General features: G+C 52.0%; 23 protein-coding genes and 1 rRNA gene. 14 read left to right on the forward strand and 10 right to left on the reverse strand.

Going from position 1 to position 24,157, the window contains the following annotated elements; translation table 11 throughout:
* The 3 genes from AC0YOA_RS19395 to AC0YOA_RS19405 all read right to left on the reverse strand — a co-directional run.
* Window positions 1–185, reverse strand: a 16S ribosomal RNA gene (locus tag AC0YOA_RS19395); the annotation flags it as partial.
* A gap of 442 nt (window positions 186–627) precedes the next feature.
* On the reverse strand, window positions 628–1,845 hold the full coding sequence (locus AC0YOA_RS19400) for a sensor histidine kinase (protein ID WP_475787989.1): 1,218 nt from the start codon (window positions 1,843–1,845) through the stop codon (window positions 628–630).
* Between the two features lie 129 nt (window positions 1,846–1,974).
* On the reverse strand, window positions 1,975–2,655 hold the full coding sequence (locus AC0YOA_RS19405; RefSeq protein WP_475787990.1) for a Na-translocating system protein MpsC family protein: 681 nt from the start codon (window positions 2,653–2,655) through the stop codon (window positions 1,975–1,977).
* 333 nt (window positions 2,656–2,988) lie between these two features.
* Here AC0YOA_RS19405 and AC0YOA_RS19410 point away from each other — a divergent pair, with 333 nt between their 5' ends.
* The 8 genes from AC0YOA_RS19410 to AC0YOA_RS19445 all read left to right on the forward strand — a co-directional run bounded on the left by AC0YOA_RS19410 (window position 2,989) and on the right by AC0YOA_RS19445 (window position 10,722).
* Window positions 2,989–3,768, forward strand: a complete 780-nt coding sequence (locus AC0YOA_RS19410) for a glycosyltransferase family 2 protein (RefSeq protein ID WP_475787991.1) — start codon at window positions 2,989–2,991, stop codon at window positions 3,766–3,768.
* On the forward strand, window positions 3,765–5,603 hold the full coding sequence (locus tag AC0YOA_RS19415) for a capsular polysaccharide export protein, LipB/KpsS family (RefSeq protein ID WP_475787992.1): 1,839 nt from the start codon (window positions 3,765–3,767) through the stop codon (window positions 5,601–5,603). The genes AC0YOA_RS19410 and AC0YOA_RS19415 overlap by 4 nt, the downstream gene beginning before the upstream one ends.
* Before the next feature lie 14 nt (window positions 5,604–5,617).
* A complete protein-coding gene (pseC, locus tag AC0YOA_RS19420) occupies window positions 5,618–6,820 on the forward strand; it encodes a UDP-4-amino-4,6-dideoxy-N-acetyl-beta-L-altrosamine transaminase (protein WP_475787993.1) in 1,203 nt (400 codons plus the stop codon).
* A gap of 17 nt (window positions 6,821–6,837) precedes the next feature.
* Complete coding sequence (locus AC0YOA_RS19425) at window positions 6,838–7,569, forward strand: cytidylyltransferase domain-containing protein (protein ID WP_475787994.1); 732 nt, start codon at window positions 6,838–6,840, stop codon at window positions 7,567–7,569.
* Window positions 7,570–7,595: 26 nt separating this feature from the next.
* Window positions 7,596–8,666 (forward strand): UDP-2,4-diacetamido-2,4,6-trideoxy-beta-L-altropyranose hydrolase, encoded by a 1,071-nt coding sequence (gene pseG / locus AC0YOA_RS19430; protein ID WP_475787995.1) that lies wholly within the window; start codon window positions 7,596–7,598, stop codon window positions 8,664–8,666.
* Window positions 8,659–9,717, forward strand: a complete 1,059-nt coding sequence (gene pseI / locus AC0YOA_RS19435; RefSeq protein ID WP_475787996.1) for a pseudaminic acid synthase — start codon at window positions 8,659–8,661, stop codon at window positions 9,715–9,717. The genes pseG and pseI overlap by 8 nt, the downstream gene beginning before the upstream one ends.
* A gap of 8 nt (window positions 9,718–9,725) precedes the next feature.
* Window positions 9,726–10,157 (forward strand): GNAT family N-acetyltransferase, encoded by a 432-nt coding sequence (locus tag AC0YOA_RS19440; protein WP_475787997.1) that lies wholly within the window; start codon window positions 9,726–9,728, stop codon window positions 10,155–10,157.
* Between the two features lie 262 nt (window positions 10,158–10,419).
* Window positions 10,420–10,722, forward strand: a complete 303-nt coding sequence (locus AC0YOA_RS19445; RefSeq protein ID WP_475787998.1) for a DUF2642 domain-containing protein — start codon at window positions 10,420–10,422, stop codon at window positions 10,720–10,722.
* Between the two features lie 137 nt (window positions 10,723–10,859).
* On the opposite strand, the gene AC0YOA_RS19450 is transcribed toward AC0YOA_RS19445, so the two are convergent.
* Window positions 10,860–12,176 (reverse strand): glycosyltransferase family 2 protein, encoded by a 1,317-nt coding sequence (locus tag AC0YOA_RS19450; protein WP_475787999.1) that lies wholly within the window; start codon window positions 12,174–12,176, stop codon window positions 10,860–10,862.
* 349 nt (window positions 12,177–12,525) lie between these two features.
* Here AC0YOA_RS19450 and AC0YOA_RS19455 point away from each other — a divergent pair, with 349 nt between their 5' ends.
* The gene (locus tag AC0YOA_RS19455) at window positions 12,526–12,864 is read left to right on the forward strand and encodes an ArsR/SmtB family transcription factor (RefSeq protein WP_475788000.1); all 339 of its coding nucleotides are present in this window, start codon (window positions 12,526–12,528) and stop codon (window positions 12,862–12,864) included.
* A 229-nt stretch (window positions 12,865–13,093) separates the two neighbouring features.
* Here AC0YOA_RS19455 and AC0YOA_RS19460 read toward each other — a convergent pair whose 3' ends face one another.
* The 5 genes from AC0YOA_RS19460 to AC0YOA_RS19480 form a co-directional block, all read right to left on the reverse strand.
* Complete coding sequence (locus AC0YOA_RS19460; RefSeq protein ID WP_475788001.1) at window positions 13,094–13,981, reverse strand: phytanoyl-CoA dioxygenase family protein; 888 nt, start codon at window positions 13,979–13,981, stop codon at window positions 13,094–13,096.
* Between the two features lie 94 nt (window positions 13,982–14,075).
* Window positions 14,076–14,939 carry a helix-turn-helix transcriptional regulator gene (locus AC0YOA_RS19465; protein ID WP_475788002.1) on the reverse strand — a complete coding sequence of 288 codons (864 nt, stop codon included), beginning with the start codon at window positions 14,937–14,939 and terminating at the stop codon, window positions 14,076–14,078.
* Window positions 14,940–15,173: 234 nt separating this feature from the next.
* Window positions 15,174–17,060: a transglycosylase domain-containing protein gene (locus AC0YOA_RS19470; protein ID WP_475788332.1), complete on the reverse strand. Its 1,887-nt coding sequence runs from the start codon at window positions 17,058–17,060 to the stop codon at window positions 15,174–15,176.
* A 10-nt stretch (window positions 17,061–17,070) separates the two neighbouring features.
* Complete coding sequence (locus tag AC0YOA_RS19475; protein ID WP_475788003.1) at window positions 17,071–17,460, reverse strand: hypothetical protein; 390 nt, start codon at window positions 17,458–17,460, stop codon at window positions 17,071–17,073.
* Between the two features lie 224 nt (window positions 17,461–17,684).
* Entirely contained in the window at window positions 17,685–18,581 is an 897-nt protein-coding gene (locus AC0YOA_RS19480; protein WP_475788004.1) for a LysR family transcriptional regulator, read from the reverse strand.
* Window positions 18,582–18,706: 125 nt separating this feature from the next.
* On the opposite strand from AC0YOA_RS19480, the gene AC0YOA_RS19485 reads away from it, so the two are divergent.
* Genes AC0YOA_RS19485 through AC0YOA_RS19495 form a run of 3 tightly spaced genes read left to right on the forward strand, consistent with a single transcriptional unit; the run spans window position 18,707 to window position 20,998 of the window.
* Window positions 18,707–19,810, forward strand: coding sequence for a branched-chain amino acid aminotransferase (locus AC0YOA_RS19485; protein ID WP_475788005.1), 1,104 nt, complete (start codon window positions 18,707–18,709; stop codon window positions 19,808–19,810).
* The gene (locus tag AC0YOA_RS19490) at window positions 19,807–20,121 is read left to right on the forward strand and encodes a hypothetical protein (protein ID WP_475788006.1); all 315 of its coding nucleotides are present in this window, start codon (window positions 19,807–19,809) and stop codon (window positions 20,119–20,121) included. Before AC0YOA_RS19485 ends, AC0YOA_RS19490 begins: the two co-directional genes overlap by 4 nt.
* 46 nt (window positions 20,122–20,167) lie before the next feature.
* Entirely contained in the window at window positions 20,168–20,998 is an 831-nt protein-coding gene (locus tag AC0YOA_RS19495; RefSeq protein WP_210044920.1) for an aldo/keto reductase, read from the forward strand.
* A 114-nt stretch (window positions 20,999–21,112) separates the two neighbouring features.
* On the opposite strand, the gene AC0YOA_RS19500 is transcribed toward AC0YOA_RS19495, so the two are convergent.
* Window positions 21,113–22,684, reverse strand: a complete 1,572-nt coding sequence (locus AC0YOA_RS19500) for an FAD-dependent oxidoreductase (RefSeq protein WP_475788007.1) — start codon at window positions 22,682–22,684, stop codon at window positions 21,113–21,115.
* Between the two features lie 273 nt (window positions 22,685–22,957).
* Here AC0YOA_RS19500 and AC0YOA_RS19505 point away from each other — a divergent pair, with 273 nt between their 5' ends.
* Together AC0YOA_RS19505 and AC0YOA_RS19510 are read left to right on the forward strand one after the other, a co-directional pair.
* Window positions 22,958–23,368, forward strand: a complete 411-nt coding sequence (locus tag AC0YOA_RS19505) for a MarR family winged helix-turn-helix transcriptional regulator (RefSeq protein ID WP_475788008.1) — start codon at window positions 22,958–22,960, stop codon at window positions 23,366–23,368.
* A 13-nt stretch (window positions 23,369–23,381) separates the two neighbouring features.
* Window positions 23,382–23,930 carry a DUF6022 family protein gene (locus AC0YOA_RS19510; RefSeq protein WP_475788009.1) on the forward strand — a complete coding sequence of 183 codons (549 nt, stop codon included), beginning with the start codon at window positions 23,382–23,384 and terminating at the stop codon, window positions 23,928–23,930.
* Window positions 23,931–24,157: the final 227 nt, after the last annotated feature.

The raw sequence follows: 24,157 nt of genomic DNA on the forward strand, positions 1-24,157 counted from the left end.
GTGTATCCGGTATTAGCATCCGTTTCCGGATGTTATCCCAGCCTTGAAGGCAGGTTGCCTACGTGTTACTCACCCGTCCGCCGCTAACCCCGTTGAAAGCAAGCTTTCAACGAAATCCGCTCGACTTGCATGTATTAGGCACGCCGCCAGCGTTCGTCCTGAGCCAGGATCAAACTCTCCATAAAATGACTCATTACGTACTAGTATTGCTATTCTTTCACTTAAAAAAGTGAAAGGGCAGATCGCTCGTTGTTCAGTTTTCAAAGAACAAATTCTATCTTGCTGCCTGCCGTTTTAGCGGCCGGAATAAGAATATACCATGGCCCAGAAATATATGCAACCCCTTTTTTCAATAAATTGAAATTTTCATTAAAATTCCTTCTTTCCACAGCTGCCTGCGGAATAACAAATTCCATGGGAATGGCTAATGACAAGATGCTGTAGACGAAAAGGTCCGCCATGTTTTTGTGCAGGAGCGAATCGTATGAGCTTATATGTCAGATTCAGGGCAAGAGATAGGAGAATGCGTTCACCACTGTCACGAATCCTCTTCTATTATAGACATGCCAGATGCTGCCGGATATAGATGGAATTTTACCTTGCAGCTTTTCCGCTTATGAAGAAGCATTAGCTGGTATCTACTTTTATGGAAAAATAGAGTGTCGTCCCCTGCTCTTCTGAAATATCGACCCATATGCGGCCATTCATCATTTCCACCAATCGTCTGGAAATAACCCATTCTAGTCCCAGTGCCGCCTGATCGGTGCCTCGATGCGAAAAGCTCAATGCGGCGAAATTATGCAGCAGCAGCTCTATTTTCTCAGTTGGAATCCGGGTATGTGTTCCTCCTATCTTAATAAGCAGTTCCATCTCATGCTCGCTAACGTTTGACTCACCGGGTTCGATCGATAGTGATATTATGCCCTTGGTCGTATATTTAAGTGCATTTCCCACCGCCATGACCAGGATCTGGCAGATTCGCGCCTGATCCCCGAAAAGGGCAGCAGGCATGTGCGGGCTAATTCTGCTCTCCAACCTTATCCCGTTCCCCGTCAATTGACCGGCAAATCTGTCCATAATGTCATCGACACAGCCATACAGGTCGAAAGGAAGATGGTCCAGCAGCATGGTACCTGCTTCGATCTCCGCCAGATCCACCACATCGTTCAGAAAGACCATCAGCTCTTCGCCGCTGAGTTGCACGATTCTGGCATAATCCTGCTGCTCCTCCGACAGATCCGTATCCTGCAGGAGGCTGGTCATTCCGATCACTCCATTCAGGGGCGTGCGGATGCCATGGCTGATCATTTTCAGGTAAAGACTTTTTTCCGCATTTGCCTGTTCAACGCTTTCCCGTGCCCTCGCTGCCAGTTCCTTCATTAGCTGCAATTCTCCCTGCAAGAGATCCCATTCCACAGCATAGCCAATCAACGCGGACATGGAGCTTAACAGCACTGCATCCTTGTCATCAAAAACACGGGAGGAGCTGTCGTCCAATGCGCACAATGTGCCGAATATACGGCCGTCGCCGAGTGTAACACGCACACCGATGAAGGAGCAGTTCTTCAGCGCAGTAGTCAACGGCTTGGCGGACGTCAAGGGATGCTCAGATACATTCCCGATCATCAGTGCCTCCATGCTCCCTTCTATAAGAAGCGGACAATAGGAGTGCTCATAAGGTAGAATTACTCCTTCATCCAGCAGAGCTTCCTTGCGGTTGTGGACTTTCAGCATGATCGTCGATTCCTTGTCGCTTGCCGCCAAGTAAAACGTGCTTGCCTGGAGTAATTGATTCATGGTCTTCCATACTTGTTCTATTGTCTCATCCAGTCCACGATAATCCAATTCGTCACCTGCTTTCTTTAATTGTTAGCCGAAAAGCACACAAAAAAAAGCCAAAGAAAGCGATCACGCTTTTCTTCGGCTCCTGACTAGCGTATATGAAAAATATATCTTGTCAATTTGACCACGTATTTAATTTTTAAATGTATACACAAGAATGCTTTTGTCCCTCTCAAATTTCCAATCGAGGAACAATCCTTCAACGGTTTTCCCAAGAATCTGCTTCATATCCACGTCATGGGCAAAGTGATGCTTCTCCAGCACGCGTTTGGATATCCGAAGCGTTCCTTCATAGCCCAAATCCAGCAGCTGCTTCTCGATCTTGATCAGCAATCCATAGCGGATAATGATCAGCGTCCGGGAATTCGTCCAGTAAGAATGGATGCGGTCCGGAATTTTCTCGCAAATTTGGGTTATATGCCCCACTCTTTCATGAATTGCATCTTTGCCTTCGTAGCTGTCATCTTCATTATTTTTTTCACCGGAAAACAATCCCACCATAATTCCCGAGTGATGCTCCAAATCCCAGTCATAAAAAAATTCCTCAATTTCCTGATGAAGCGTGTCCTTAATATATTCATTCAAATCGGGGATTATCGAATCCATTACCAGCTTGCGCGTGTCCCGAAAGGCCTCTTCCTTCTGCTGATGGAGCATCAGCTTCTCGACCGGTCCGATAAAATTGCGAAGATGCATGGTAATGCACCGTGAATCATAAGAGATATGGATGGATTCCGGTCCTTTGCCAAAGCGATCGCGCAGCAGCTTGCTGATAAAACTTGATAATTGGCTTGATATCTCTTTTTCTTCCAAGAATATCCGTCCTTTAGCTCCAGACTTATGCCCCGTGCCATCATTCAGTATACATCATTAATGGGCTGACAACCAGATCCGTCATTTCGGCCCTGTCCGGATATCTGTCGCGCGAAGGCGTTGGTGGCAGATTTTGTGTTTCTACTATAAATCGATAGGTTCACGTTTTTAAATTTGGAAGTGACGGCCTGCCACTATCATATCTCCCCTTGTCCCTGTAACCAAATAAGGGAAAACTGAATAAACTGAAGGATCGCGCAAGCATCTTACAGCAGCTTCACCAGATTGGAAGTTTCATATGGATAAGAACTAATCATAGAAAGGAGACTTCATTTGAGCAAAGTTTCAGTCATCATGACAAGCTATAACAAACCGGCCTTTGTCGGAAAAGCCATTGAAGGCATTCTTGGTCAGTCCCACGCGGATTTCGAACTCCTTTTAATGGATGACAATTCAAATGAGGAAACCGATCAGGTCATCGCAGCTTATCTGCAGGACAGCCGGATCCGCTATGTTAAAAGTCAAACAAAAGATATTGCCGAAAGGGCGGCTACCATCCGGTATGCTTCTCTTATCAATCAGGCAATTGACCTGTCAACAGGAGATTATATCACGTATATTACGGATGATAATGTGTATCGTCCGCAGAGACTTGAGAAAATGACAGCTTTCCTGAGCGAGAATCCCGAGGCGAACATCGTCTACTCCTCATCCATTACCAATCATATTAAAGATGACGGCACAATCACCAAATCGGTGTTCCGGCCTGCCGGGCGTCTGACCTGGCTCGCTCCCTGTGCGGTGGATCATTGCTCCATTATGCATCGCAGCTCCATCCTGCCCAGGATTTATGAACGCTGGGGCTCCTATTGGGATGAGAATCCTGAATATTACCGGATTGGCGATGCCAGATTTTTTTGGAGACTGAATCATTATTGGCCTTTCCATCCTTTGGATGAAGTACTGGACGATAACTATATGACGGAGGGATCCTTTCACAGCCAGTTGTTCTCCAGGGAAAAATCGCAATTTATTCAGCTTCTCCCCCAGCAGCTTGACTGCAGGGAGCTGCGTGAGTCGCTCAGGCAGCAGCAGTCAGGAAAAATCGGATGAGCATCTATCTGCGTAATTATTGGGCATTGTTCAACGAATTCATCGAAGCCTTTGAGAGCATCAAATATAAGCATATTCCTTTGGGACTGTTATCCAATTTCTATCAATATTTGAGCGATGACATCAAAAGGTCAATGAGTGAAGCACAGTTTCAGGCCGTTTTGAAAAATCCCGTTACCGGTGACCAGGAAATTCAGCCTTTATTTGACCGGTATATGACGCCGTTCGTGAAACAGGAGGCTCCCTGTGAAGGCGGGAAAATTCTTGTGAACGGCACGTATCACCGTTTTCAGCCCAGCGTTTTTCTGGAGCGCTTTGACCCGCAAACCACCATGCTGTTATCCCGCGGCAAACCCTATCTGGGAATTCCGGTTGTTACCTTGAGTCATTATGAAACGGATGTGTCCGATACAGTGCGGGAATTAACGGAGGCTTGCGCCGGCCTGTTTGCACAATATGCCGATCATCCGATCTTTCGCGACCAGCAGTTTCAAACCAGAACGCTGGACGATATTCCGCGGATGATTAAAGCGATGTCGTCTGTGGAAAAGATGCTCCAGAACGTTCCGGTGTCCTGCGCAGTCGTCGGGACGACAGAGGATCTTACAAGCCGTGTTCTCTGCCTGGTCGGGGCATCCATGGGAGTTCCCTCGGTATGTCTCCAGCACGGAGTCATTATGGGAGAAGAAGCCTTCCTTCCTGTATTTGCGACTGTCCAGGCGGTTTACGGGCAGTATGAAATGGATTGGTATGCCGGCAAGGGGACCCGTCCCCAGCAAATCAAAATGGTGGGGCATCCCCGTTACGATGTCATTTATACGCGGGCCCGCATGCCGGCTTCGAATATTATCCATTCGTTGTCGTTGCAGCCGGATACAGCCAAAATACTCATGATTACGCAGCCGCAGACGAACAAAGCCTTATTCACCCGGTCGGTAAAACTGATCGTGCAGTCCCTGAATGTGGAAGTCTTGATCAAGCCGCATCCCTGGGAGAAGAAGAAAGGCCTGATTACGGAATATCAGCAGTTGGAAACGGAATTCCCCACAGTCCGGATCGTCCCTTCAGAAGTGGATCTATACGACCTGATTCCCCACACTGACATCGTGGTTATGGAAAATTCTACGGTGGGACTGGAAGCCATGTTATTCGGCAAAGCCGTTATCGTGTTCAGGGACCCGGATGCTGAAAAACAGTACAGCTATTACGACGATATGCATCCCTTCATCCAACTGACGCCGGAGGGTCTTGCCGGTCAGATCAAGGAAGCGGTCGGCAGTGCAGCATTGCGGAAGCAGCTCCAATTGAAAATAAAGCAGTTTGCCGATTATGCCTATCCCCTGAAATTAGCGGGACCTGAGCTTCTGAAGCTGCTTCATGAATTATCAGGACATCCCCCTTCACCTTCACCTTCACCTTCCAATCCTATAGTCAAGGAAGGAATGCTGGTCAAGAACGGCAGTCAGCAGGCAAGCAAAATTGAAAACGGCTGTTTGCGGCCCTTCTCATCGACCGATGTATTTCAGCAATCCGGATACAGATGGGATGATGTGTATCAGATCGACGATCGGCTCCTGTCGCAAATACCCGCCGGTGAAATGATTTATGCGGACAGCACCGGGACAGAACCATCCGATACGCACTGTGAGCTGTTCCCTGCAGAAGGGTGCTTGATCAAAGGTTCGGGGCCTGAAGTCTATCAGATCGAATCAGGTTTGAAGCGCCTGCTTGTGGATGCGGATTTGCTTCGCTTGGACGCTCCGGGGGAGGTCGTCTATCACATCGACGACCGGATTCTGCAGCGGATACCAACGGGCTTACTCCTCCGGAAATAAAAAGAGGAAAGAATGTGTTTGCGATCGATAAATTAGCCATAACGGGCGGGAAGCCCGTAAGAAAAAAGCTGTTGAAATATGGCGGCCAGTGGATTGAAGAGGATGATATCCGCGCGGTTATGAACATCCTGAAAAGCGACTTTCTCACCACCGGCCCCTCCGTGGCGGAGTTTGAACAGATGCTGGCGGAGTATGTCGGCGCCCCCTATGCCGTAGCCTTCTCAAGCGGAACAGCCGCTCTCCACGCCGCCTGCTGCGTGGCGGGAATCGGCCCCGGCGATGAAGTCATCACCACTTCCCTGACCTTCGCCGCAAGCGCCAATTGCATCTTGTACTGCGGGGCAAGTCCGGTATTCGCCGACATCGACGAAAACACCTATAATATTGACCCTGCCTCTATTGAGACCAAAATAACGACTAAGACCAAAGCGATCCTGCCCGTGCATTTTGCAGGCCAGCCCGTTGATTTGTCAGCCATTATGGACATTGCCGCAAGGCATGGCCTGATCGTGATTGAGGATGCGGCTCATGCGCTTGGGGCCGAATACGGCAGCCAAAAAATTGGCAGCGGGGGAAATATGGCCTGCTTCAGCTTTCATCCGGTCAAGCATATAACAACAGGCGAAGGGGGAGCCGTCACCACCCATGATGCAGCTTTGTACGAGAAGCTGGTTCAGTTCCGGAGCCACGGCATTATCAGGGACCCCGGCAGCCTTACGCTGCAGTCCGGAGCATGGTATCACGAAATGCAGTTTCTCGGCTATAATTACAGGCTTACAGATTTCCAGGCCGCTCTCGGAATCAGCCAATTCCGCAAGGTCGACCGCTTTCTCAGCCTGCGCCGCGAATATGCGTCTCTATATACGGAGGCTTTCAAGGATATGAGGGAGCTGAGCCTCCCTTCCCAGTCTCCAGCTTCTCTATCGTCCTGGCATCTCTATACGATACGCTTGAATACCCGTTGCTTGAATGCGGACCGAAGGGATATCTATGACGCTTTATGGAAGGAAAACATTGGCGTTAATGTGCATTACTTACCAGTTTACCTACATCCCTACTATAAACAGCTCGGATATGAGACGGGCCTTTGCCCTAAAGCGGAGCAGCTGTACGAGGAGCTGCTCACTCTACCCTTATTTCCCAGAATGTCGCGAAAGGATGTTAATGATGTGATCACGGCACTAAAAAAAGTGCTGCATTATTATTCTAAATTGTGAGCAGGGGAGCAGGTCCTATGAAAATAGCGGCTATTGTCCAGGCAAGAATGAATTCCACCCGGCTGCCCGGAAAAGTCCTTCAGGAGGTACTGGGCAAACCCCTGCTCCGCTATCAGCTGGAGCGTGTGAAAGAATCGGCATTCATCAGCGATTTGATCGTCGCCACGTCTGTCTCAGCTGCGGATGACCCGATTGCCGCGTTATGCCAATCGCTTGGAGTCAACTTTTACCGCGGCTCTGAATCTGATGTATTGGAGCGCTATTACGAAGCGGCTTTGCAAAGCGGCGCTGATATCGTCGTCCGTCTTACGGGAGACTGCCCGCTGCACGATCCCGGCATCATCGATCAGGTCATTCAAGCTTACCTGGACTCGCCCGCTTCCTATGATTATGTATCCAATACTCTCCAACGGACCTTCCCGCGCGGTCTTGACACAGAGGTGTTCTCAATCGATGCCTTGACCAAGGCCCACGCGGAAGCCTTCGAGGAATCGGATCGCGAGCATGTTACCCCGTACATTTACAGGCATCCCGATTCCTTTGAAATCCTGCAGCTCACCAACAGGCAGGATTGGAGCCGCTACCGCCTGACCGTCGATACGCCAGAGGACTTTCGACTCATTCGGCTGATTCTGGAGGCGCTCTACCCGTCAAATCCCCTTTTTGGCATGGAGGATATTCTGCAGCTTCTGGACCAGAACAAGGATTGGAGCCGATTAAACTCGCATATTGAGCAAAAAAAATGGTAAACAGGCCATTATGGAGGTGAGGATACATGTTTATCCGTGCTGATGCTTCCATTGAAATGGGAACGGGTCATATCATGAGATGCTTGACAGTGGCTGAAATGTGGAGGGATTCAGGAATTCAGTGCCAGTTTATTACCCGGGCATTGCCGGGTGATTTGAATCATTTCATTACACAGCAGGGGTTCACGGTCATTTCCCTTGCCGGTCTCGATGCTTCGGCAGGATGGGAGGAGGACGCGGATCAAACCCTTGCCATACTGGCTCCTTATGCTCCCGTCGACTGGATTCTGGTGGACCATTATAATCTGGATCTTGCATGGGAGCTGAAGATCAAGCCCTTCGTAAACAAACTGGTTGTCATTGATGATTGGGCGCACAGGCGGCATGCATGCGACCTGCTTATTAATGCCAATATTTACGATGAGGCTGCAGCTCATACACAGAGAGCGAATGTGCCTCCCGGCTGCCTGACCTTACTCGGCCCCTCCCATGCCCTGCTGCGGAACGAATTCAGGGAAAGGGCCAAGATACCCCGCGTCAGGGACGGCAGCATCCACCGGATTCTTGTAAGCTTCGGAGGCAGCGACCATACGAATCAGACAAGTAAAATATTAAGAGCCTTCAAGCAGCCGGGATTTTCTTCTATCCAAATTGATGTCGTCATCGGCCGGGCCAATCCGTTCCAGGCGGAAATTCAGTCTTTATGCGCCGGTCTGCCCCAGGTGCAGGTACACCTTCACAGCGATGACATGGCCACCCTGATGCAGAAGGCCGATCTTTGTATAGGCGCTGTGGGGACGACCTCATGGGAGCGGTGCTATCTGGGACTTCCGGCACTTTGTTTGACGGTGGCCCATAATCAATCGGATGCAGCGGCATTCCTGCACCAGGCAGGTGCCGTTATTCATCTTGGATGGTTTGAGAACGTCACAGAGGACGATATCGCCCGATCGGTGAGACATGTCATGGAGCAGCCTTCGATTGCTGCTGACATGTCTGTCAAAGCCAGACGCATCATGAAGGACTACGACCGGCATGCAGCCATGCTCATTCCTGCATGGTTATCCAACGATAAGGCGGTGAACACGGATGAATGAAATCATGATCGCAGGCAGAAAAATCGGCTCTGCTGCGGAGCCCTTCATCATCGCGGAAATGTCCGGCAATCATAATCAGTCACTGGACCGCGCCCTCCAAATAGTAGAACAGGCCGCAATGTCCGGCGCGCACGCGCTGAAGCTCCAAACCTACACGGCAGACACGATGACCTTGAATATCCAATCCGGTCAATTTCATATTAATGACAAGGCGAGCTTATGGAATGGTCAGTCCTTATACGATTTGTACAATCAGGCCTATACCCCCTGGGAATGGCATCAGGCCATCTTTGAATACGGGCGCAAGCTGGGCTTGATCGTGTTCAGCTCCCCGTTTGATGAAACGGCGGTTGATTTTCTGGAGACGCTTGGCGCCCCCTGTTACAAAATTGCTTCTTTCGAGAATACGGATCTCCCGCTCATACGCAAAGCAGCATCGACCGGGAAGCCCGTTATTATTTCAACCGGAATGGCCACTGTCTCTGAATTGCATGAAGCTGTAACGGCATGCAGGGAGGCGGGCTCGGGGCAAATCATTTTATTAAAATGCACCAGCGCTTATCCGGCGCCGGTCGATCATTGCAATATTGCGACAATTCCCCATATGCAGCAGCTGTTTGACTGCCCTGTCGGCTTGTCCGATCATACGCTTGGCATGGGCGTAGCCATTGCCAGTATTACGATGGGAGCCTCTGTTATCGAGAAGCATTTCACGCTGTCGCGGCAGGAGGGCGGAGTGGATTCGGCTTTTTCCATGGAACCGGCTGAGATGAAGCTGCTGGTGGAAGAGTCCGATAAAGCCTGGCGGGCGATGGGAAAAATTGCATATGGCCCTGATGAAGCCCAGCAGGCATCGCTCCAATTCAGAAGATCCCTGTACGCGGCTGCGGACATTAAGAAAGGGGAAGCTTTCACCAGGCAAAATACAAGAATTATCCGGCCGGGATACGGCCTTCCGCCCAAATATTATGAGCTCATTCTGGATTCCAGGGCTGTGGCGGATATTGATGAAGGGACCCCTTTGAGCTGGGATCTGATAATAGGAGGCTGAAGCGGTATATGGATATCCGGGAGGCGACGGCGGAGGATGCACAGCAGCTATTCGATTGGCGCAATGAACCTGCGGTTAGAGAAATGTCCTTGGAAAGCGGTCCGTTGGATTGGGAGACCCATCTACGCTGGCTTAATAAGGCACTCCTGAACGAAGATCTGAAAATTCTGATGGTTATGGAGGAACAAGAGCCGATCGGCACTTTCAGACTGGAGCGTCTGGCCCCGTCGCTTGTCCTCATCAGCATCATATTATCGCCTTCATCCCGGGGGAAGGGTTATGGATCTTCAATCATTCAGGCTGCATCGGCAGTATGCGAAAAATATTTCGGCAGCGTGACAATCCGGGCTTGTATTAAAGCCGGGAACAGCATTTCGCAAAAAGCTTTTGCCAAGGCGGGCTACCAGCTGGATGCTTATATTATGGAATTCCGCTGCTGAATGCCTTATAGGTGGATGAACCAATTCATATAGACGAGTTCCCTGAGCATGACCCATAGCATATTCTGTCATTATCTGGACTATCCACCAAAAAGGAGTGGTGAAAAACATGGGTTTGCGTAAGTCACGTCTCCATTCCACTTGCCGTAAACCAAAGGGCTATCGAAAAATAAGGATTGTCTCCAGCTGCCATAAATCAAAATTGCGCAGGAAAAGAAGTAAACAAACCTGCAATTCAAGCCTGAGAAGACTTCAGGCGCAGGTGCTTGCTTCGTCGGCCAGCCTGGAGCAGCTGACTGCAAGCGTTTCGTCCATGACGACATTCGTGAACCAGACCCGCAATGACGTGAATGTATTGCAAAATGAGTTCACCGCTTTGTCGGCAACGAATCAGGATATAAGAGAACAGTTCATAGCCAGAATAGGCACGACGATTAATATCGAAACACCTGCCGGATCCGTGACTGGTCTGCTCATCGCCGTTGGCGACGATTATCTGGAGATTCTGGAAACTTCCGGAACGACTGCGATTGTCAGAATTGCAAAAATCAATTCCTTCAGCTGATTCCAATTAAGGAGAGAGGGTCTTAATCATGAATTTTTCCGGTATTATGACAACTTTCATCGGCCGGAACGTTGAGAGCTTTCAGGAGGGACAATTTCTGACAGGTAAGCTGGTCGGCGTTTCCGAAGGAAACTTGATCATTCAGGTGGTTCAGAACATCTACTCCCCGGTGTCGGGGCAGGCTCATGTGCTGATTCCAAATATCGATTTTGTCCGCATTCTTCCATAGCTGACCGAAACCAGTGCCTCCATTGCGCATAATTATCCTGGTTGGAGCGGGTGATGCTTGTATGGCGGAGTCTGCGGTGGTAGAGAACATTAGGGACATGCCGGGCGGAAAAAGAACGGGACATGCGGCTGAGCATCTGGAAATCCTCGTAAAGCCGCCCATCAAATATGCCTTCTTCCCACCAGCCGCCGATCTCTCTTAGAGCGGTCAGGCGATAGAGACGGGGAGCAATGGGCGCTGCTTCATCCAGGAGCCGCTTCTCGTCCAACTCGGACATGGATGACACGGTTCGCCTGAAAAGGAGCTCTTGGTTGGAGCGCATCAGCCATTCATCGTGGTTGGCGTAAAGAACGCTTATACCGTCTGCATCCGCAATGGATACAGCCAGGGTCTGCAAACAATCAAAAGCAAGCCAGTCGTCGGCATCCAGCTCCAGAAGCCAGCTCCCCCTCGCAGCTGCAGCCGCCTGGTTCAGGCAGCAGGATTTGCCCTGGTTATGTTCGCTGCGCAAAAGCCGCACACGGGGATTCTCCAGAAACTGCTCCAGCTTCTCGGCCGTCGCATCGCCGGATCCGTCATCCACGATGATCAGCTCCCAGGATGAAAAGGATTGTTCAAAGACACTGCGGATGGACCAGGGAAGGAAATCAGCGCTGTTATACGTGCAAATAACAATAGAGAAAATGGGGTCCTGTTCAACCGGGCTGACAGGCGAATTGTCCCTTGTCAGAAGCGGAGCAATGCGCGGCCACTGGTCCTTCTCTTTTCTCCAGGATGGAGAATATGAGATGGGCTGGCTCCTCAATCGCGCCGCGGGGAATTCCCTCCAGCTCCAGTCTGCCGACAAGCGATGCATCATTTCATACAGTACATAGCCGCCAAATGGAAGCCAGTCCCTGGCGGCAAAGCCTCCGGCGACCAGCACCGCAGCCTTGCGCCAAACCACCGGTCCCCTGGAAGCTGAATGCCTGTCATCTCCTGGCCTTATGGCAGTGTCTCCGCTGAGACAGAGTCCTGCATGATGGAAGGCAAGCTCATCCAGACAGGATTGAAGCTCCGACCGGAAACCGGATTCCATTCGCTCACCTGCCAATAAAGTAAGAAAAAAGGGCTCGGCATCCCATGTAATGGCTTCATTCAGGAATTCGCCGGGATGGCCTTCGATCTTATGAATGGACCAGGAGGGCGCTTCTTGTATAACCGTTTCCTCTGTCATTTCGGCCATAAGGGAACGGCCTTCCGGATTTAAGATGAACACGTTCACAGTCCCACTTTCCCTCCGATGGCAGAAGGCATAACGGCGGCTTCTTTCTTATCTAATATATGGCTATCTGCGGAGATTGGTTCACTATTTCTTTTAACCCTAAGCTAAAGCCAGTGCGGGAATAAACAATCCTCCAACCGCCATGGGTTAAAGCTTGACCATTTAATATTCCTTGACAGGAATATTCCAAAAGGGGTATATTTAGTATATAAATTCCATCGATCAGTCCCGGTAAGCTTGTGCTGGAACACCAGGCCTCGCTATAATGAATACTTGGGCAAATTAAATCGTTTGAGAGTGGGTTGAGGCTATGAATGCATTGACTTTCAGTGCTCTTGCTGAGCCCAACCGTTTAGACATTGTCGAGCTTCTGCGCGACGCTCCTCTCCCCGTGGGGGAAATTGCCGATCGGCTTGGGCTCAACCAGCCGCAAGTATCCAAACATCTTCGCGTATTAAGCGATGCCGGACTCGTCGAGGTGCAGCCGGTCGCCAATAAGCGGATTTACAAGCTGCGTCCCAAATCGCTCATGGAGCTGGACGAGTGGCTGGAGTCCTTCCGCCATATTTGGGAGGAGAGGTTCGACCGTTTGGATGAGTATCTGCGCGAACTGCAAGAAAAGGAAAAGAACAGCAAAGAGAAGGATTAGTTCCAAATCAAACTGTTGTCCAAAAAATCACCCCGCCGGAGCACATCTTCTTCCTCGATGTCTTCTCGGGCGAGGAAGGCAAGGGCGAAACACGGGATTCCCTTACCGAGCATTTGCAGGAAATCCAGCGCGTATCATTACCCGGATTTCGCGCACAAATCAGGCTGCCGTCAACAACGGCAGCCTGATTTTGTCGTTACTGCAACACTAGTTGAATATAGGCAGATCTCTAAACCCGGTGCAGCTTGCCCTCTGCCCGGCGCAGCTTGGCTTCCTGCCACAGCGTACGCCACTCATCAGCTTGTGTCAGCACCAGCTCCGGCTGCTTCTCGCTTCTTACCGCAAAGGATGGATGGATGGAGCGCCCGGACTGCGCCCCGAGCTTGTGGTAGCGCAAATCAAGCGACCAGCGTACGATGTCCGAGGTATTCGTCGTCCCGCGGTGAGGGGTATATTTGTTCATAATGACAATGCTGCCCTTGCGGCATTCGGCCAGCACCGGCTGAACATGGGGCAGCTGCTCGGGAACAATCGTCGTCCCCCCTTCTTTGCGATGCTTCAGATATCCCAGCTTGGAGACCTCCGGCATCACTTCCATACAGCCCGTCTCGGCGGTTGCATTCACAAGCGGCAGCCAGAACGTGATGATTTCCGAAGCATCGGAGTCCACGCTCGTAACGGCGCAATCCTGGTGCCACGGCACATTCTGGAAGTAATCCGGCTCCGCATTCGCTCCCGGCTTCCAGGGCAGCTTGGCCCGCAGATGCTGAATCGGATTGCAGCTCAGCTCGCTGCCGAGCAGGCATTCCACAACGTCCAGCAAATGATCGTTCCCGAGAAAGCGGAAGATGGCATCGCCAAGGTAATCGCTGATGTCAAAGGCTTTGCCGATAGCGGGGCACTGCGCATGCAGCAGGGCAAAACGCCGCTCGAACGATTCATGCTCATGGAGCTCAGTGATTTTCCCCTCGGTATGCAGGGCCCTTGCCCGTTTATCGATCTCCTGCTCCAGCTCGTCAATAACCGGCTGCAGGTCTTCGTCCGTCAGCACATCCTCGGCAATCAGATAGCCTTCTGTCTGATAATGAATGATTTGATCAATGGTAAGTCCCTTCATTTCCTTCTCCCCTTCTCATGAAAGATGCGGTTATAATGGCATCATAACAAGTATGCGAGGGACGTTGAAGGTAAAATCTACCCGCATATGCGGACTATATTATCCTATAGTTCGTCGGAGCCCTGCCATGCTGCTGCCGGAAAACACGGGCAAAATAGGAAGCATCCTCATAACCCAGCATCTCGGCAATGGCATACACAGGCAAATCGGTATATAGCAGCAGCTTCTCGGCTTCGGTCATGCGTACCCGCTGCAAATAAGTCATGGGAGACTCTCCGGTATGCTCCTTAAATATCCGGCAGAGATAATTAGGCGTCCAATGCGCCAAATGAGACAGCTCTTCCAGCGTGATATGCTCCTTCATGTGGGCTTTCATATAATGCTTCAATACCGCAACGGTCTCCGCACCGGATCGCGCGCTTTCCGTATCGAGCCTGGCAATGCGCCAGAGCGTTTCCTCCGTCCGCAGCATCAGATCTATCACCATCAGCGACAAATGCTCGGGTGTAACATAGTTCAGCGAAGGCTCAAGCAGCCGGTGAAAGCCCTCCAGCAGGAATGGCTGCAAAAGCGGCGGCACCGGAACCGGCCCGTCTCTCATCAAGTCCGGCAGCGCCGAGCCTCTTTTCTCCGAAATCCAGTCCAAAAAATTGGCCTCAAATGGCTGTCCCTCACCATCGAGGACGAGAAAGGTGCATTCCAGATTGGAGAGCGGCCTTGCCTCGTCGCCTTGAAATTCATGCCATTCATTGGGATTTATAATATAAAGCAGCCCCGGTTCCGCTTTGCTGCGCCGGTCATCCACCGCAAAGCTGCCTTCTCCCTCCGTAATATACATGAAATGAAATACGGGATGCCGATGCCGTGTGGTAATACTGCCTGTGCGATGCTGCTGCTTGTCTGTCGTAACATGTTCAACCCGCAGTTCCCTGCCGTTCATTAGAACACGAATGCTCATTTTTCGAATAAACCTCCGCATCGGGAAAGGATAAGGATCATGGCCAGACGTTCTTTCCTTACTCTAGCATAAAAGAGCAGGGCACGAAAACTGCGTGCTTCATGCCGAGGGCCGCGGCGAACAGAAATAAAAAAAGTCCTGTCCCTGGAGGAGGGCAGGACGGATTCAAACGCTCATGCGGCCGACCGCCGTCATGCAGCGCCGCACCGCGCGCTGGGAGCTGCGCGCGGTGCTTTATTGGCATTGCTTCATTATAGCTGCGAACATGGCCGCAGCGGTCCCGCTGCCAGCCGTCATATAATTATCCCTGCTGCTGGTATCGAAGCCCATCCATATGGAAGCCGTCAGTTTGGAGGTGTAGCCGACAAACCACAAATCACGGTTGGCTTGTCCCGTTAAGCCGTCAATATCCAACTGGGTGGTTCCGGTCTTGCCGGCTGTCCAGCTTCCGAGCTTCGCCTTCCGCCCCGTGCCATGATCGACCACTTCTGTCAGCAGCCGGGTCATATCGGACGCCGTCTGACGCGTCATGACCTGCTTGTTCAGCAGTGGACTGGCATAGACCGTATGACCATTAGCATTCTTGATCAGTTTGACAGCATGCGCTTCGTTGAAATTGCCGTTATTGGCAAATGCGCTGTAGGCCTGGGCCATGGCAAGCGGCGACACCCCGTCATGAAAGCCGCCCAGTGCGGCAGCCAGATTGCGGTCCTGATTCCCCAGCCGGATGCCCAGATTCTCCGCAAACGCAGCCGCCGCCGGTAGCCCTACCTGATTGAGCAGCCAAACCGCCGGGGCATTAATCGATTGCTCCATTGCCTGCTCCATCGTCACCGAGCCCAGATAACGGCCGTTAAGGTTCGCTGGCTTATAGCTGCCGTAAGCAACGGGCTTATCCTGCAGTCTGGTCTGCGGACGGAATTCACCGGATTGCAGTGCCGGCCCATAAACCAGAATCGGCTTGATGGCCGAGCCGGGCTGACGGGAAATATTCACCGCGCGGTTGAGATCGCCCTGCCTATAGTCCCGCCCTCCGGCAAGCGCCCTTATTTCCCCCGTGCTGTTATCCAGGATAACAGCCGCCCCTTGCACCTGCTGCGTCACTCCATCCTTCGGAAAATAACGATCCTGCCGGAAAGCCCCTTCTGCAGCCTGCTCATAGCCCGGATCCAGTCCCGTTACAATGGTGTAGCCTCCTGTCATCAGCTTCTCCCTGGTCAAGCCCGTTACAGCTTCCGCTTCCTGAAGCGCATAGTCCGTATAGGCGGCATAAGTACGATCCGGTGCGGCCGATTCAGGAGGCACATATTCCACGCTCTTTGCCTCCAGCATCTGGGCCTTGCTGATATATCCCTGCTCATGCATCAGAGTGAGCACTACAGCCCGCCTTTCCTTGTTCCGCATGGCGTCGTCAACGGGGTTGTAAACCGAAGGCCCCTTCGGAATGGCGGCTAGCGAAGCAATCTGCCACAGCTTCAGCTTGCGCAGATCGGCAGTGCCAAAATACCGCTCTGCCGCAGCCTTCACCCCGTACTGCTGCCTGCCCAGATAAACATGATTGAGATAGAGCGTCAGCAATTGCTGCTTGGAGTATGCCTTCTCCAGCGCTCCGGCAATCGCCGTCTCCAGAATTTTGCGCGAGAGCGTCTGATCTGTAGTGAGAAATACGGTTCTGGCCAGCTGCTGCGTCAAGCTGCTTCCGCCCTGTTCGATTTCTCGCGATGCCAGATTGACGCGCACCGCTCTGGCAATACCGATCCAGTCCAAACTGCCATGCTTATAGAAGCGGCGGTCTTCGGTTGCAAGAAAGGCCTGCTGCAGGAGGAGAGGAATTTCACCGTCCGCTGCTGCCAGGCGGTTGCCGTGCCCCGGGGAGATGAGTTTCTTGACAGGAGCGCCGCTGCGGTCCGTGATCACGCTCGTAGTCACCGCCAGCAAACGCTCCGATTGGCTCCGCAAAATATATCCGCCTGTCATCGTCATGCCCAGATAACCGAGGAGCATGACGACGATGCCAAGGATGCATAAATCAAAAACAAAATACCCCCGCCGCCGCTTGGCAAAGCTGCGGGAAATCTGGTTTACCATTGCCCGCCATTGATGCAGCCGCCGCAAATGCATATCCACCGGCTTAATGCAGCTCCTTCGCGTGATGCATGGGCAGTATGCGGATTTCGGTTAACTCATCCATTTTACCGTCTTCATCTGCGGCTGCAGGTTTATCCCCGCCGGCTGCATAGAGCTGGCAAAGCTCCGCCAAATCGGAACGAATTTTGCCTGAGCGCCAATAAAAGAACAACAGAAACAACAGGCTTCCGGCAAGCAAAGCAGTCGGGTACGCCCCGATATGATTAATGATCCAATTGAACAGTTTCACATAGGGCGCATCGTATTGCAGACCCGCATGATAAAAAAAAGCGGCTAAGCGGTATCCCAAATAGAGCAGTATCCCGCTCATCAGAGCGCTGGCTGCTCCGACATACAAGAATTTGAAACGAATTCTTCTGAAAATAAACTCCATACCTTCATCGCCCCCATCTCCTGCTTTTAAGGACATTTTACCGGAGCGATCTTAAGGTTATGGTTATGCAGTTCTTAACTTTTCCTTAAACCGGCAGGAAGAATGCGATTAATTCCCCATAGCTTGCGCTGCATTCACTGAATGACAAGAGGCTCCGCCGACAGCTTCCGAACTCCCGATACCCAGCCCATCTCCCTCAGACGACGTACTTTTGGAATCACCAGTCAGCTCCCATTCCGAAAGCTGTCGATAAAATGGAGGGCGCCCGCCGATAAATAGCGGTCCTTCATCCAGACCACGCCCACCTCGGACTGAAAGTCCGCGTCCTTGATCTCCAGCATCCGTACAACATCCGACGGGAAGGAAGACATGACCGATTTAGGAAAAATGGTGGCGCCGATCCCTTCGGCAATGAGCGACATTATAATGGCCACACTGGAGCATTCACAAATAATGTCCGGCGCGAAGCCGTGACGGAGACATTCATTCATTACCTGCTCATGCATCCATGTCGTTTGATCCGTCTTCAAGGTCAGATATGGAAAGTCCGCCAAATCCGCCATATGAATGGATTCCTCTTCCGAATAGGCCGTCCATGAGCCTGGAATTACAACAACGAACGGGTCGGAGGGCAGCGGAAGCACGTCGTACCGCCTGGGGTCGTGCAGCGCCTCGAAAGGCAGCCGGGCCACAACCAGCTCAATAGCCCGCTTCTCCAGCTGTTCCCCCAAATAAACATGATCCCCTTCCAGAATCTTGAAGGTTATCTGCGGATACTTGTCCCGGAACGACTGGATGCGCGGCGGCAGGAGTGAAATACAGGACACTACCGAGCCGATGGAGAGAAGTCCCCTTATGCCTTCCCCGGTTTCCTTCACTTCCCTGACCGCTTCCTCGAACTGGTTCAGCAGCAGCTCGCCCTTCTCCTGAAGCAGCTTGCCGGCCTCAGTCAGCTTTAAACGCTTGCCGCTCCGGTCGAACAATCGTACACCCAGTTCTTCCTCGATCAGCTTGAGCTGCCGGCTCAGCGGAGGCTGTTCCATGTTCAGCTGCCTGGCCGCGCGTGTAACCTGCCCTTCTCTGGCGATGCTTAGAAAATACCTCAGCTGGCGAATATCCATGATTTCACCCCATATATACCGATAAGGTATGATAAATCAATAAAATAGATATTTTTAATATATATCATGAGATGATAGCATTCAATTAGAGGATTAATGCGCTTTACATCTAAGGAGAGATGAATATGATTCAACCGATGGAGATCCAGCGGACGACTATGAAGAAGGAAAAACCGGATCAGCGGCAGCTGGGATTCGGCGTCCATTTTACCGATCATATGTTTATCATGGACTATACGTTGGAGAAAGGCTGGCATCAGCCGCGAATTGTGCCTTATCAGCCGCTGTCCATAGACCCTGCGGCAAAGGTCTTCCACTACGGGCAAACGATTTTCGAAGGATTAAAAGCCTACAAGACCGAAGACGGGCGGATCCTGCTGTTCAGACCGCAGAAGAATTTGCACCGCCTGAACACTTCCGCCGGGCGTCTGGGGATTCCGCCGCTTGACGAGGAGACTGCGCTTGACGCCCTGCAGCAGCTGGTCGCGGAGGATCAGGACTGGGTTCCTTCAGAGCCCGGAACCTCGCTTTATATCCGGCCTTTTGTCATCGCCACTCAGGCTGCTCTGGGCGTAGACCCTTCCGCGCATTATCAGTTTATCATTATCATGTCGCCAGTCGGCTCCTACTACCCGGAGGGCATTAATCCAGTCAGGATTCATGTGGAATCGGAGTATGTCCGCGCCGTGAAGGGCGGACTCGGCGAAGCCAAGACCGCCGGCAATTATGCATCAGGTTTGAAAGCCCAGGTATCTGCCAAGGAAAACGGCTACTCCCAGGTGCTATGGCTCGACGGCGTTCACCGGACCTATATCGAAGAGGTTGGCAGTATGAACGTGTTTTTCAAAATCAACGGGACTATTCTTACACCGGCGTTAAACGGAAGTATTTTGGACGGCATTACGCGCAGCTCCATTATCCAGCTCCTGAAGCATTGGGGGATCCCGGTCGAAGAGAGGAAAATATCGATCGAGGAATTGTACGAGGCCGGCGAGCATCTGGAGGAAGCGTTCGGAACGGGCACGGCAGCCGTTATTTCGCCAATCGGGGAGCTTAACTGGAATGACAATAAGCTCGTGATCCACGGCGGCCGGACCGGTGAGCTGTCAGCCAGGCTGTACGATGCTTTAACCGGCATTCAAAATGGCCAATTACCCGATCCCTTCGGCTGGATGGTCCAGGTCAACCGTGAACCTTCGGTTGCTGCGATCACGGAGACTACAGGATGACGGCAAAAATAGAGCAGACTCTGGAAAACGCTTTACGAAACTGGAAAGCCATGTCCAGATCCGGGAATGAGGGTGCGGAGGAAGCTGCCGATCAGTTTGAAGCCTCCTTTTACCTGTTCATTGATGCTGTCCGCGAGTGGTTTCACGGGCTGGATCAACAGCCGCAAACCTTGGAGGAGTTTCTGGAATTACCGGCGGTTCGGCATATTCTAGAACTGCTGCCGGCCCCGCTGCATCTGAATTTTGAAACCGAGGCTGAGCTCATCGTGGATCACATCAGCAGAATCGACGAAGACAAATATGATGAATAAGGTTTATAATGGAAGGTGTATTTTAATTGTATGGGAGGAATGATTCATGAGTATTCAACAAATCACGGACACAACAGTGCTGAACAATGGTGTACATATGCCATGGCTAGGAATTGGTGTATGGCAGGTTGAAGAAGGTGAGCAGGTCATTCATGCCGTACAATACGCCATCGAAGCAGGCTACCGCTCCATTGATACCGCGGCGGGCTACAGGAACGAAGCGGGTGTCGGCGCTGCAATCAAGCAAAGCGGCGTACCGCGGGAAGAACTGTTCGTGACCACCAAGCTGGCCAATTCGGATCAGGGCTACGAGGCCACGCTGCGCGCATTTGAAGAAAGCCGCCGGAAGCTTGATCTGGAATATCTGGACCTGTATCTCATTCACTGGCCCGGGAAGGACAAGTATAAGGAAACGTGGAAGGCTTTTGAGAAGCTGCATAAGGATGGGTATATCCGCGCTATCGGGGTGAGCAATTTCCAAGTTCATCATCTGGAGAGCCTCAGGCAGGACAGCGATACCGTTCCGGCGGTCAATCAGGTGGAGTTCCATCCCCTGCTGAGCCAACGGGAGCTGCTGACCTACTGCAGACAGAATCAGATCCAGCTGGAAGCATGGAGTCCGCTGATGCAGGGCAATCTGGATCTTCCGCTGATCACGGATCTGGCCAGTAAATATAATAAAACGCCTGCACAAATTATTTTGCGCTGGGATCTCCAGCAGGGCGTTGTCACCATTCCCAAATCCGTCCGCGAGGAACGTATCCGGGAGAATGCCAATGTGTTTGACTTTACCCTCTCGGCAGAGGACGTTCAGGCCTTGGAAGGCTTGAACAAGAACAGCCGTTTCGGTCCAAATCCGGACGAGCTACTTTTCTAGATCCATGCAGAGAACCTTATAACTGTTGATATTTCGAAAATAAGGCAGGCCCAGCAACGGCAACGTTGCGGCCTGCTTTTTTGTATTCCATCCATTAGCTTCCATCTGATCCGATCAGACCGCTCCAATAACCGGCCATTCCAGCTCAAACCCGTTATTGCGCAGGCGGGTCTGGAAATTTGCCAGCAGGTCCGGCGTGTTTCTCACTTCGCGGGGCTTTATATTTTTCTCTGCGCAGTAGGCTGCCAGCATGCCCGCCGCTTCTCCAATATTCCACTCCACCGGATGCAGACGGTAGCAGCCGTTGGTGATGTGGGTTGTACCGATATTTTTGGCAGCCGGGATCAAATTATTGACCCGGACCGGAATGAGCGCGCCCAGCGGAATCTGGAACGGCAGCGAGGGGATATCGATAAATGTCCGCAGCGCGGTGCTGGGATGCAGATCGATCCGGTAGCTTCCGATGCCGACGGTATCACTAAAATTCTCCGCTTTTCCGTCGGGGCGGTTTTCCGGACTGACATGCTGCTCCAGAATGGTAAATTCGGCGCGAATACGGCGTCCTTCCCGGATATACGGCGCCTGGGCCAGACCATGCGATGCACCGGTGACATCAGGACGCGGCCGCAGGCCGGGATAACCAATCCCTCCGTCAGGGCGGGGCGCTTCCTTCTGCATCCAATACAGAAAAGAAAGGCTGAGCTGCTTGGCATTTTCCAGATGGCGGTGTCTTTCTTCAGGGGAAACGTCGGTAATGGCGCCCAGCCAGTAGTCGTTTTGCGGCCAGTTGACTACACTGATGTCCGTCGGATAGGTCCCCGGCAGAAAATTGCTACGGTCTGCCAGTCTGCGGTAGGTGAACAAGGGGTTCGCACCCTCGCCTGGCATAAGCACATAGGTTACAGGCTCAAGCGTGGATGGCGAAGGGACCGTCCAGCCCAGCTGCGGAGCTGGCCAGAAATCTGCCTGATAATTCCTCCAGAAGTCATATTCTCTGGGCCTTGCGATCGTGTAATCTTCCCCCTCTGCATAGTCGAGTGCCAAACAATGCGTAAACGCCTGAATATCCTGCGGGTTTGCCGGACCTGAGAGCGCATGGGCCTCTCCTGTTTCGTCTGCCGATTCTGCTCCTGTCACGTATTCCACACCGGCGAGCGGCAGCAGGTCCCCTTCCTCCGTTGCATCGAGAAAATAACGGCCTGTCAAAACCAGATGATCCCCTTCCCGGCCGCGTACGGTCACCGAGATGATATCGTCCCCATCCGATTCGGCTTTCACAGGCTCGTAACCGGTCCAAATCTGCAGCCGTCCGCTGTGCACATAAGGCGCCAGCATATCTCTCAGCACAGCAAGAGCTGTGCGCGGCTCATGGGACAGCCTGCTGACCCATGCATTCCCCGGGTTGAAGGCCGCCCGGGACCTGGACTGCTCCGTCAGCGGGAAGTTTCTACGGTAATAGTCCCGTACTGCATTCCGATAGGACCGGTAGCTGGCCGTGCAGCCAAACTGCTCTATCCAGCGGGGCTCATCCGGAGGCACCACCTGACTGGTCAGCTGCCCGCCAATCCAGTCCCAGACCTCGGTCATGACAACCGAGCGACCCGATCTCGCTGCTCCCAGCGCGGCTGCGCATCCTCCCGTTCCTCCGCCGATAATGACAATATCCGCTTCAATATGCTTTTTCATGTGACTCCTCCTCATGAATTTGGTAACTTTTTACAGCATAACCCACTAACCTCTATTTGTACCCCAAACCATTCATTGTTCAATCAGTTGGAGCTTACTTGTTCTTGGATATGAAGGAAGAGACCTGAAGGGGAATAAGCCCTCCTGTCTCCAATATTTAAATCACTACAATCCATTTGACAATGCCCTGTCAATTCGTCATACTACTGTCATATGAACAATCTAAGCCCACATGGAGAAACATTCACTGAACTTGTTCTAGCCGTATTCCGGGTGAACGGTCTTCTGCTCGAGGCAGGGGACCGCATTACGCAGCCCGTTGGTCTCACCAGTGCCCGCTGGCAGGTGCTCGGCGTTGTCGAGCATGGCCCGACTCCAGTCGCTCACGTTGCCCGCATCATGGGATTATCACGCCAGAGCGTGCAGCAAACCGCCGATACGCTGGAACGCGACGGTCACATTATGTATCACGAGAATCCGCATCACCGCCGCTCCAAGCTGATGGAGATCACGCAGAGAGGACGTGAAGCACTTGCTTATGTGGAGCAGCGGCATGCGGACTGGGCCAACGAAGCAGGAGGGAGTTACACACTCGAAAATCTGCAGGAGGCAGCCAGGCTGCTGCTTCAGGTAGCTGATCGTCTTGAGCAGAATGCCGCTCCATCACAGATTGAAGAGATTTGAAAGGGGATAAACCATGACACAGGCGAAGCCGCTTAAAGAAATTCTTCAGGAATCCAGGGGGAACCGCATCGATGCGATCGCGCAGCATATTGTGGAATATATCGACGGAAACTGGCAGGCCGTGCTCAGGAACAATGCGGAGCAATTGCTCAAAGCCTATAACGAGGCGGGCGATATGGCGTACGGAACGTATTTGAACCTGCTTTATCTCCCTGTCCACAAACAGTTCAAGGAAGCCGGAATCCGGCCTGAGCCCAGACTCCCGGGTGAATTCGACATCTCCAGAGAATGGGGCAATGCGGAGGAAAGCGACCAGCAGCGCTGGATGTGGAGTTCCATTCATACTCAGGACGGGGAAGCGCTTGGCACCCTCGTCACCATTGTGCATCACGACCATACGCGGTTTCACATTCCCCGCAAGCCTGGGATGATCGCTCTGATAGAGACAGCGAAGGCGGACGTCACATCAGCCCTCTCTCTCCTGTCCGAGGATTTCAGGCATGCGCAGGAGTTTACGGTCGAATACGCAGAATATCTGCGCAAGCAGCAAAGCGGCGGGTAACAACGATTTGCTGTAATGATATGCCGGAGCGGGAGCAGCCACGAAAGCGGCTGCTCTTTTTGCTGTGCTGTTGTTGGCGTTTATTCGGCGATTAATGTCAACAGGCAATCATTAAGCTCAAGCTACCTGGAAGAAACAGAACCACCGTTCATGATCGCGCCGTACAGCGCACCTAAGATATACTGCATATTGAATAACAAAAGCCCGTTCCTCCCGGAACAGGGCTT

It is taken from the genome of Paenibacillus sp. JT22N12 (genome assembly GCF_056269365.1).

Bases quoted from the DNA above. Each gene is read 5' to 3' on its own strand.
- AC0YOA_RS19460 (WP_475788001.1), bottom strand. From the start codon at position 13,981: ATGAAGGGACTTACCATTGATCAAATCATTCATTATCAGACAGAAGGC.
- AC0YOA_RS19490 (WP_475788006.1), top strand. From the start codon at position 19,807: ATGACGGCAAAAATAGAGCAGACTCTGGAAAACGCTTTACGAAACTGG.
- AC0YOA_RS19495 (WP_210044920.1), top strand. From the start codon at position 20,168: ATGAGTATTCAACAAATCACGGACACAACAGTGCTGAACAATGGTGTA.
- AC0YOA_RS19455 (WP_475788000.1), top strand. From the start codon at position 12,526: ATGAATGCATTGACTTTCAGTGCTCTTGCTGAGCCCAACCGTTTAGAC.
- AC0YOA_RS19425 (WP_475787994.1), top strand. From the start codon at position 6,838: ATGAAAATAGCGGCTATTGTCCAGGCAAGAATGAATTCCACCCGGCTG.
- AC0YOA_RS19415 (WP_475787992.1), top strand. From the start codon at position 3,765: ATGAGCATCTATCTGCGTAATTATTGGGCATTGTTCAACGAATTCATC.
- AC0YOA_RS19500 (WP_475788007.1), bottom strand. From the start codon at position 22,684: ATGAAAAAGCATATTGAAGCGGATATTGTCATTATCGGCGGAGGAACG.
- AC0YOA_RS19475 (WP_475788003.1), bottom strand. From the start codon at position 17,460: ATGGAGTTTATTTTCAGAAGAATTCGTTTCAAATTCTTGTATGTCGGA.
- pseG (WP_475787995.1), top strand. From the start codon at position 7,596: ATGTTTATCCGTGCTGATGCTTCCATTGAAATGGGAACGGGTCATATC.
- AC0YOA_RS19465 (WP_475788002.1), bottom strand. From the start codon at position 14,939: ATGAGCATTCGTGTTCTAATGAACGGCAGGGAACTGCGGGTTGAACAT.
- AC0YOA_RS19470 (WP_475788332.1), bottom strand. From the start codon at position 17,060: ATGCATTTGCGGCGGCTGCATCAATGGCGGGCAATGGTAAACCAGATT.
- AC0YOA_RS19485 (WP_475788005.1), top strand. From the start codon at position 18,707: ATGATTCAACCGATGGAGATCCAGCGGACGACTATGAAGAAGGAAAAA.
- AC0YOA_RS19480 (WP_475788004.1), bottom strand. From the start codon at position 18,581: ATGGATATTCGCCAGCTGAGGTATTTTCTAAGCATCGCCAGAGAAGGG.
- AC0YOA_RS19440 (WP_475787997.1), top strand. From the start codon at position 9,726: ATGGATATCCGGGAGGCGACGGCGGAGGATGCACAGCAGCTATTCGAT.
- pseI (WP_475787996.1), top strand. From the start codon at position 8,659: ATGAATGAAATCATGATCGCAGGCAGAAAAATCGGCTCTGCTGCGGAG.
- AC0YOA_RS19510 (WP_475788009.1), top strand. From the start codon at position 23,382: ATGACACAGGCGAAGCCGCTTAAAGAAATTCTTCAGGAATCCAGGGGG.
- AC0YOA_RS19450 (WP_475787999.1), bottom strand. From the start codon at position 12,176: ATGGCCGAAATGACAGAGGAAACGGTTATACAAGAAGCGCCCTCCTGG.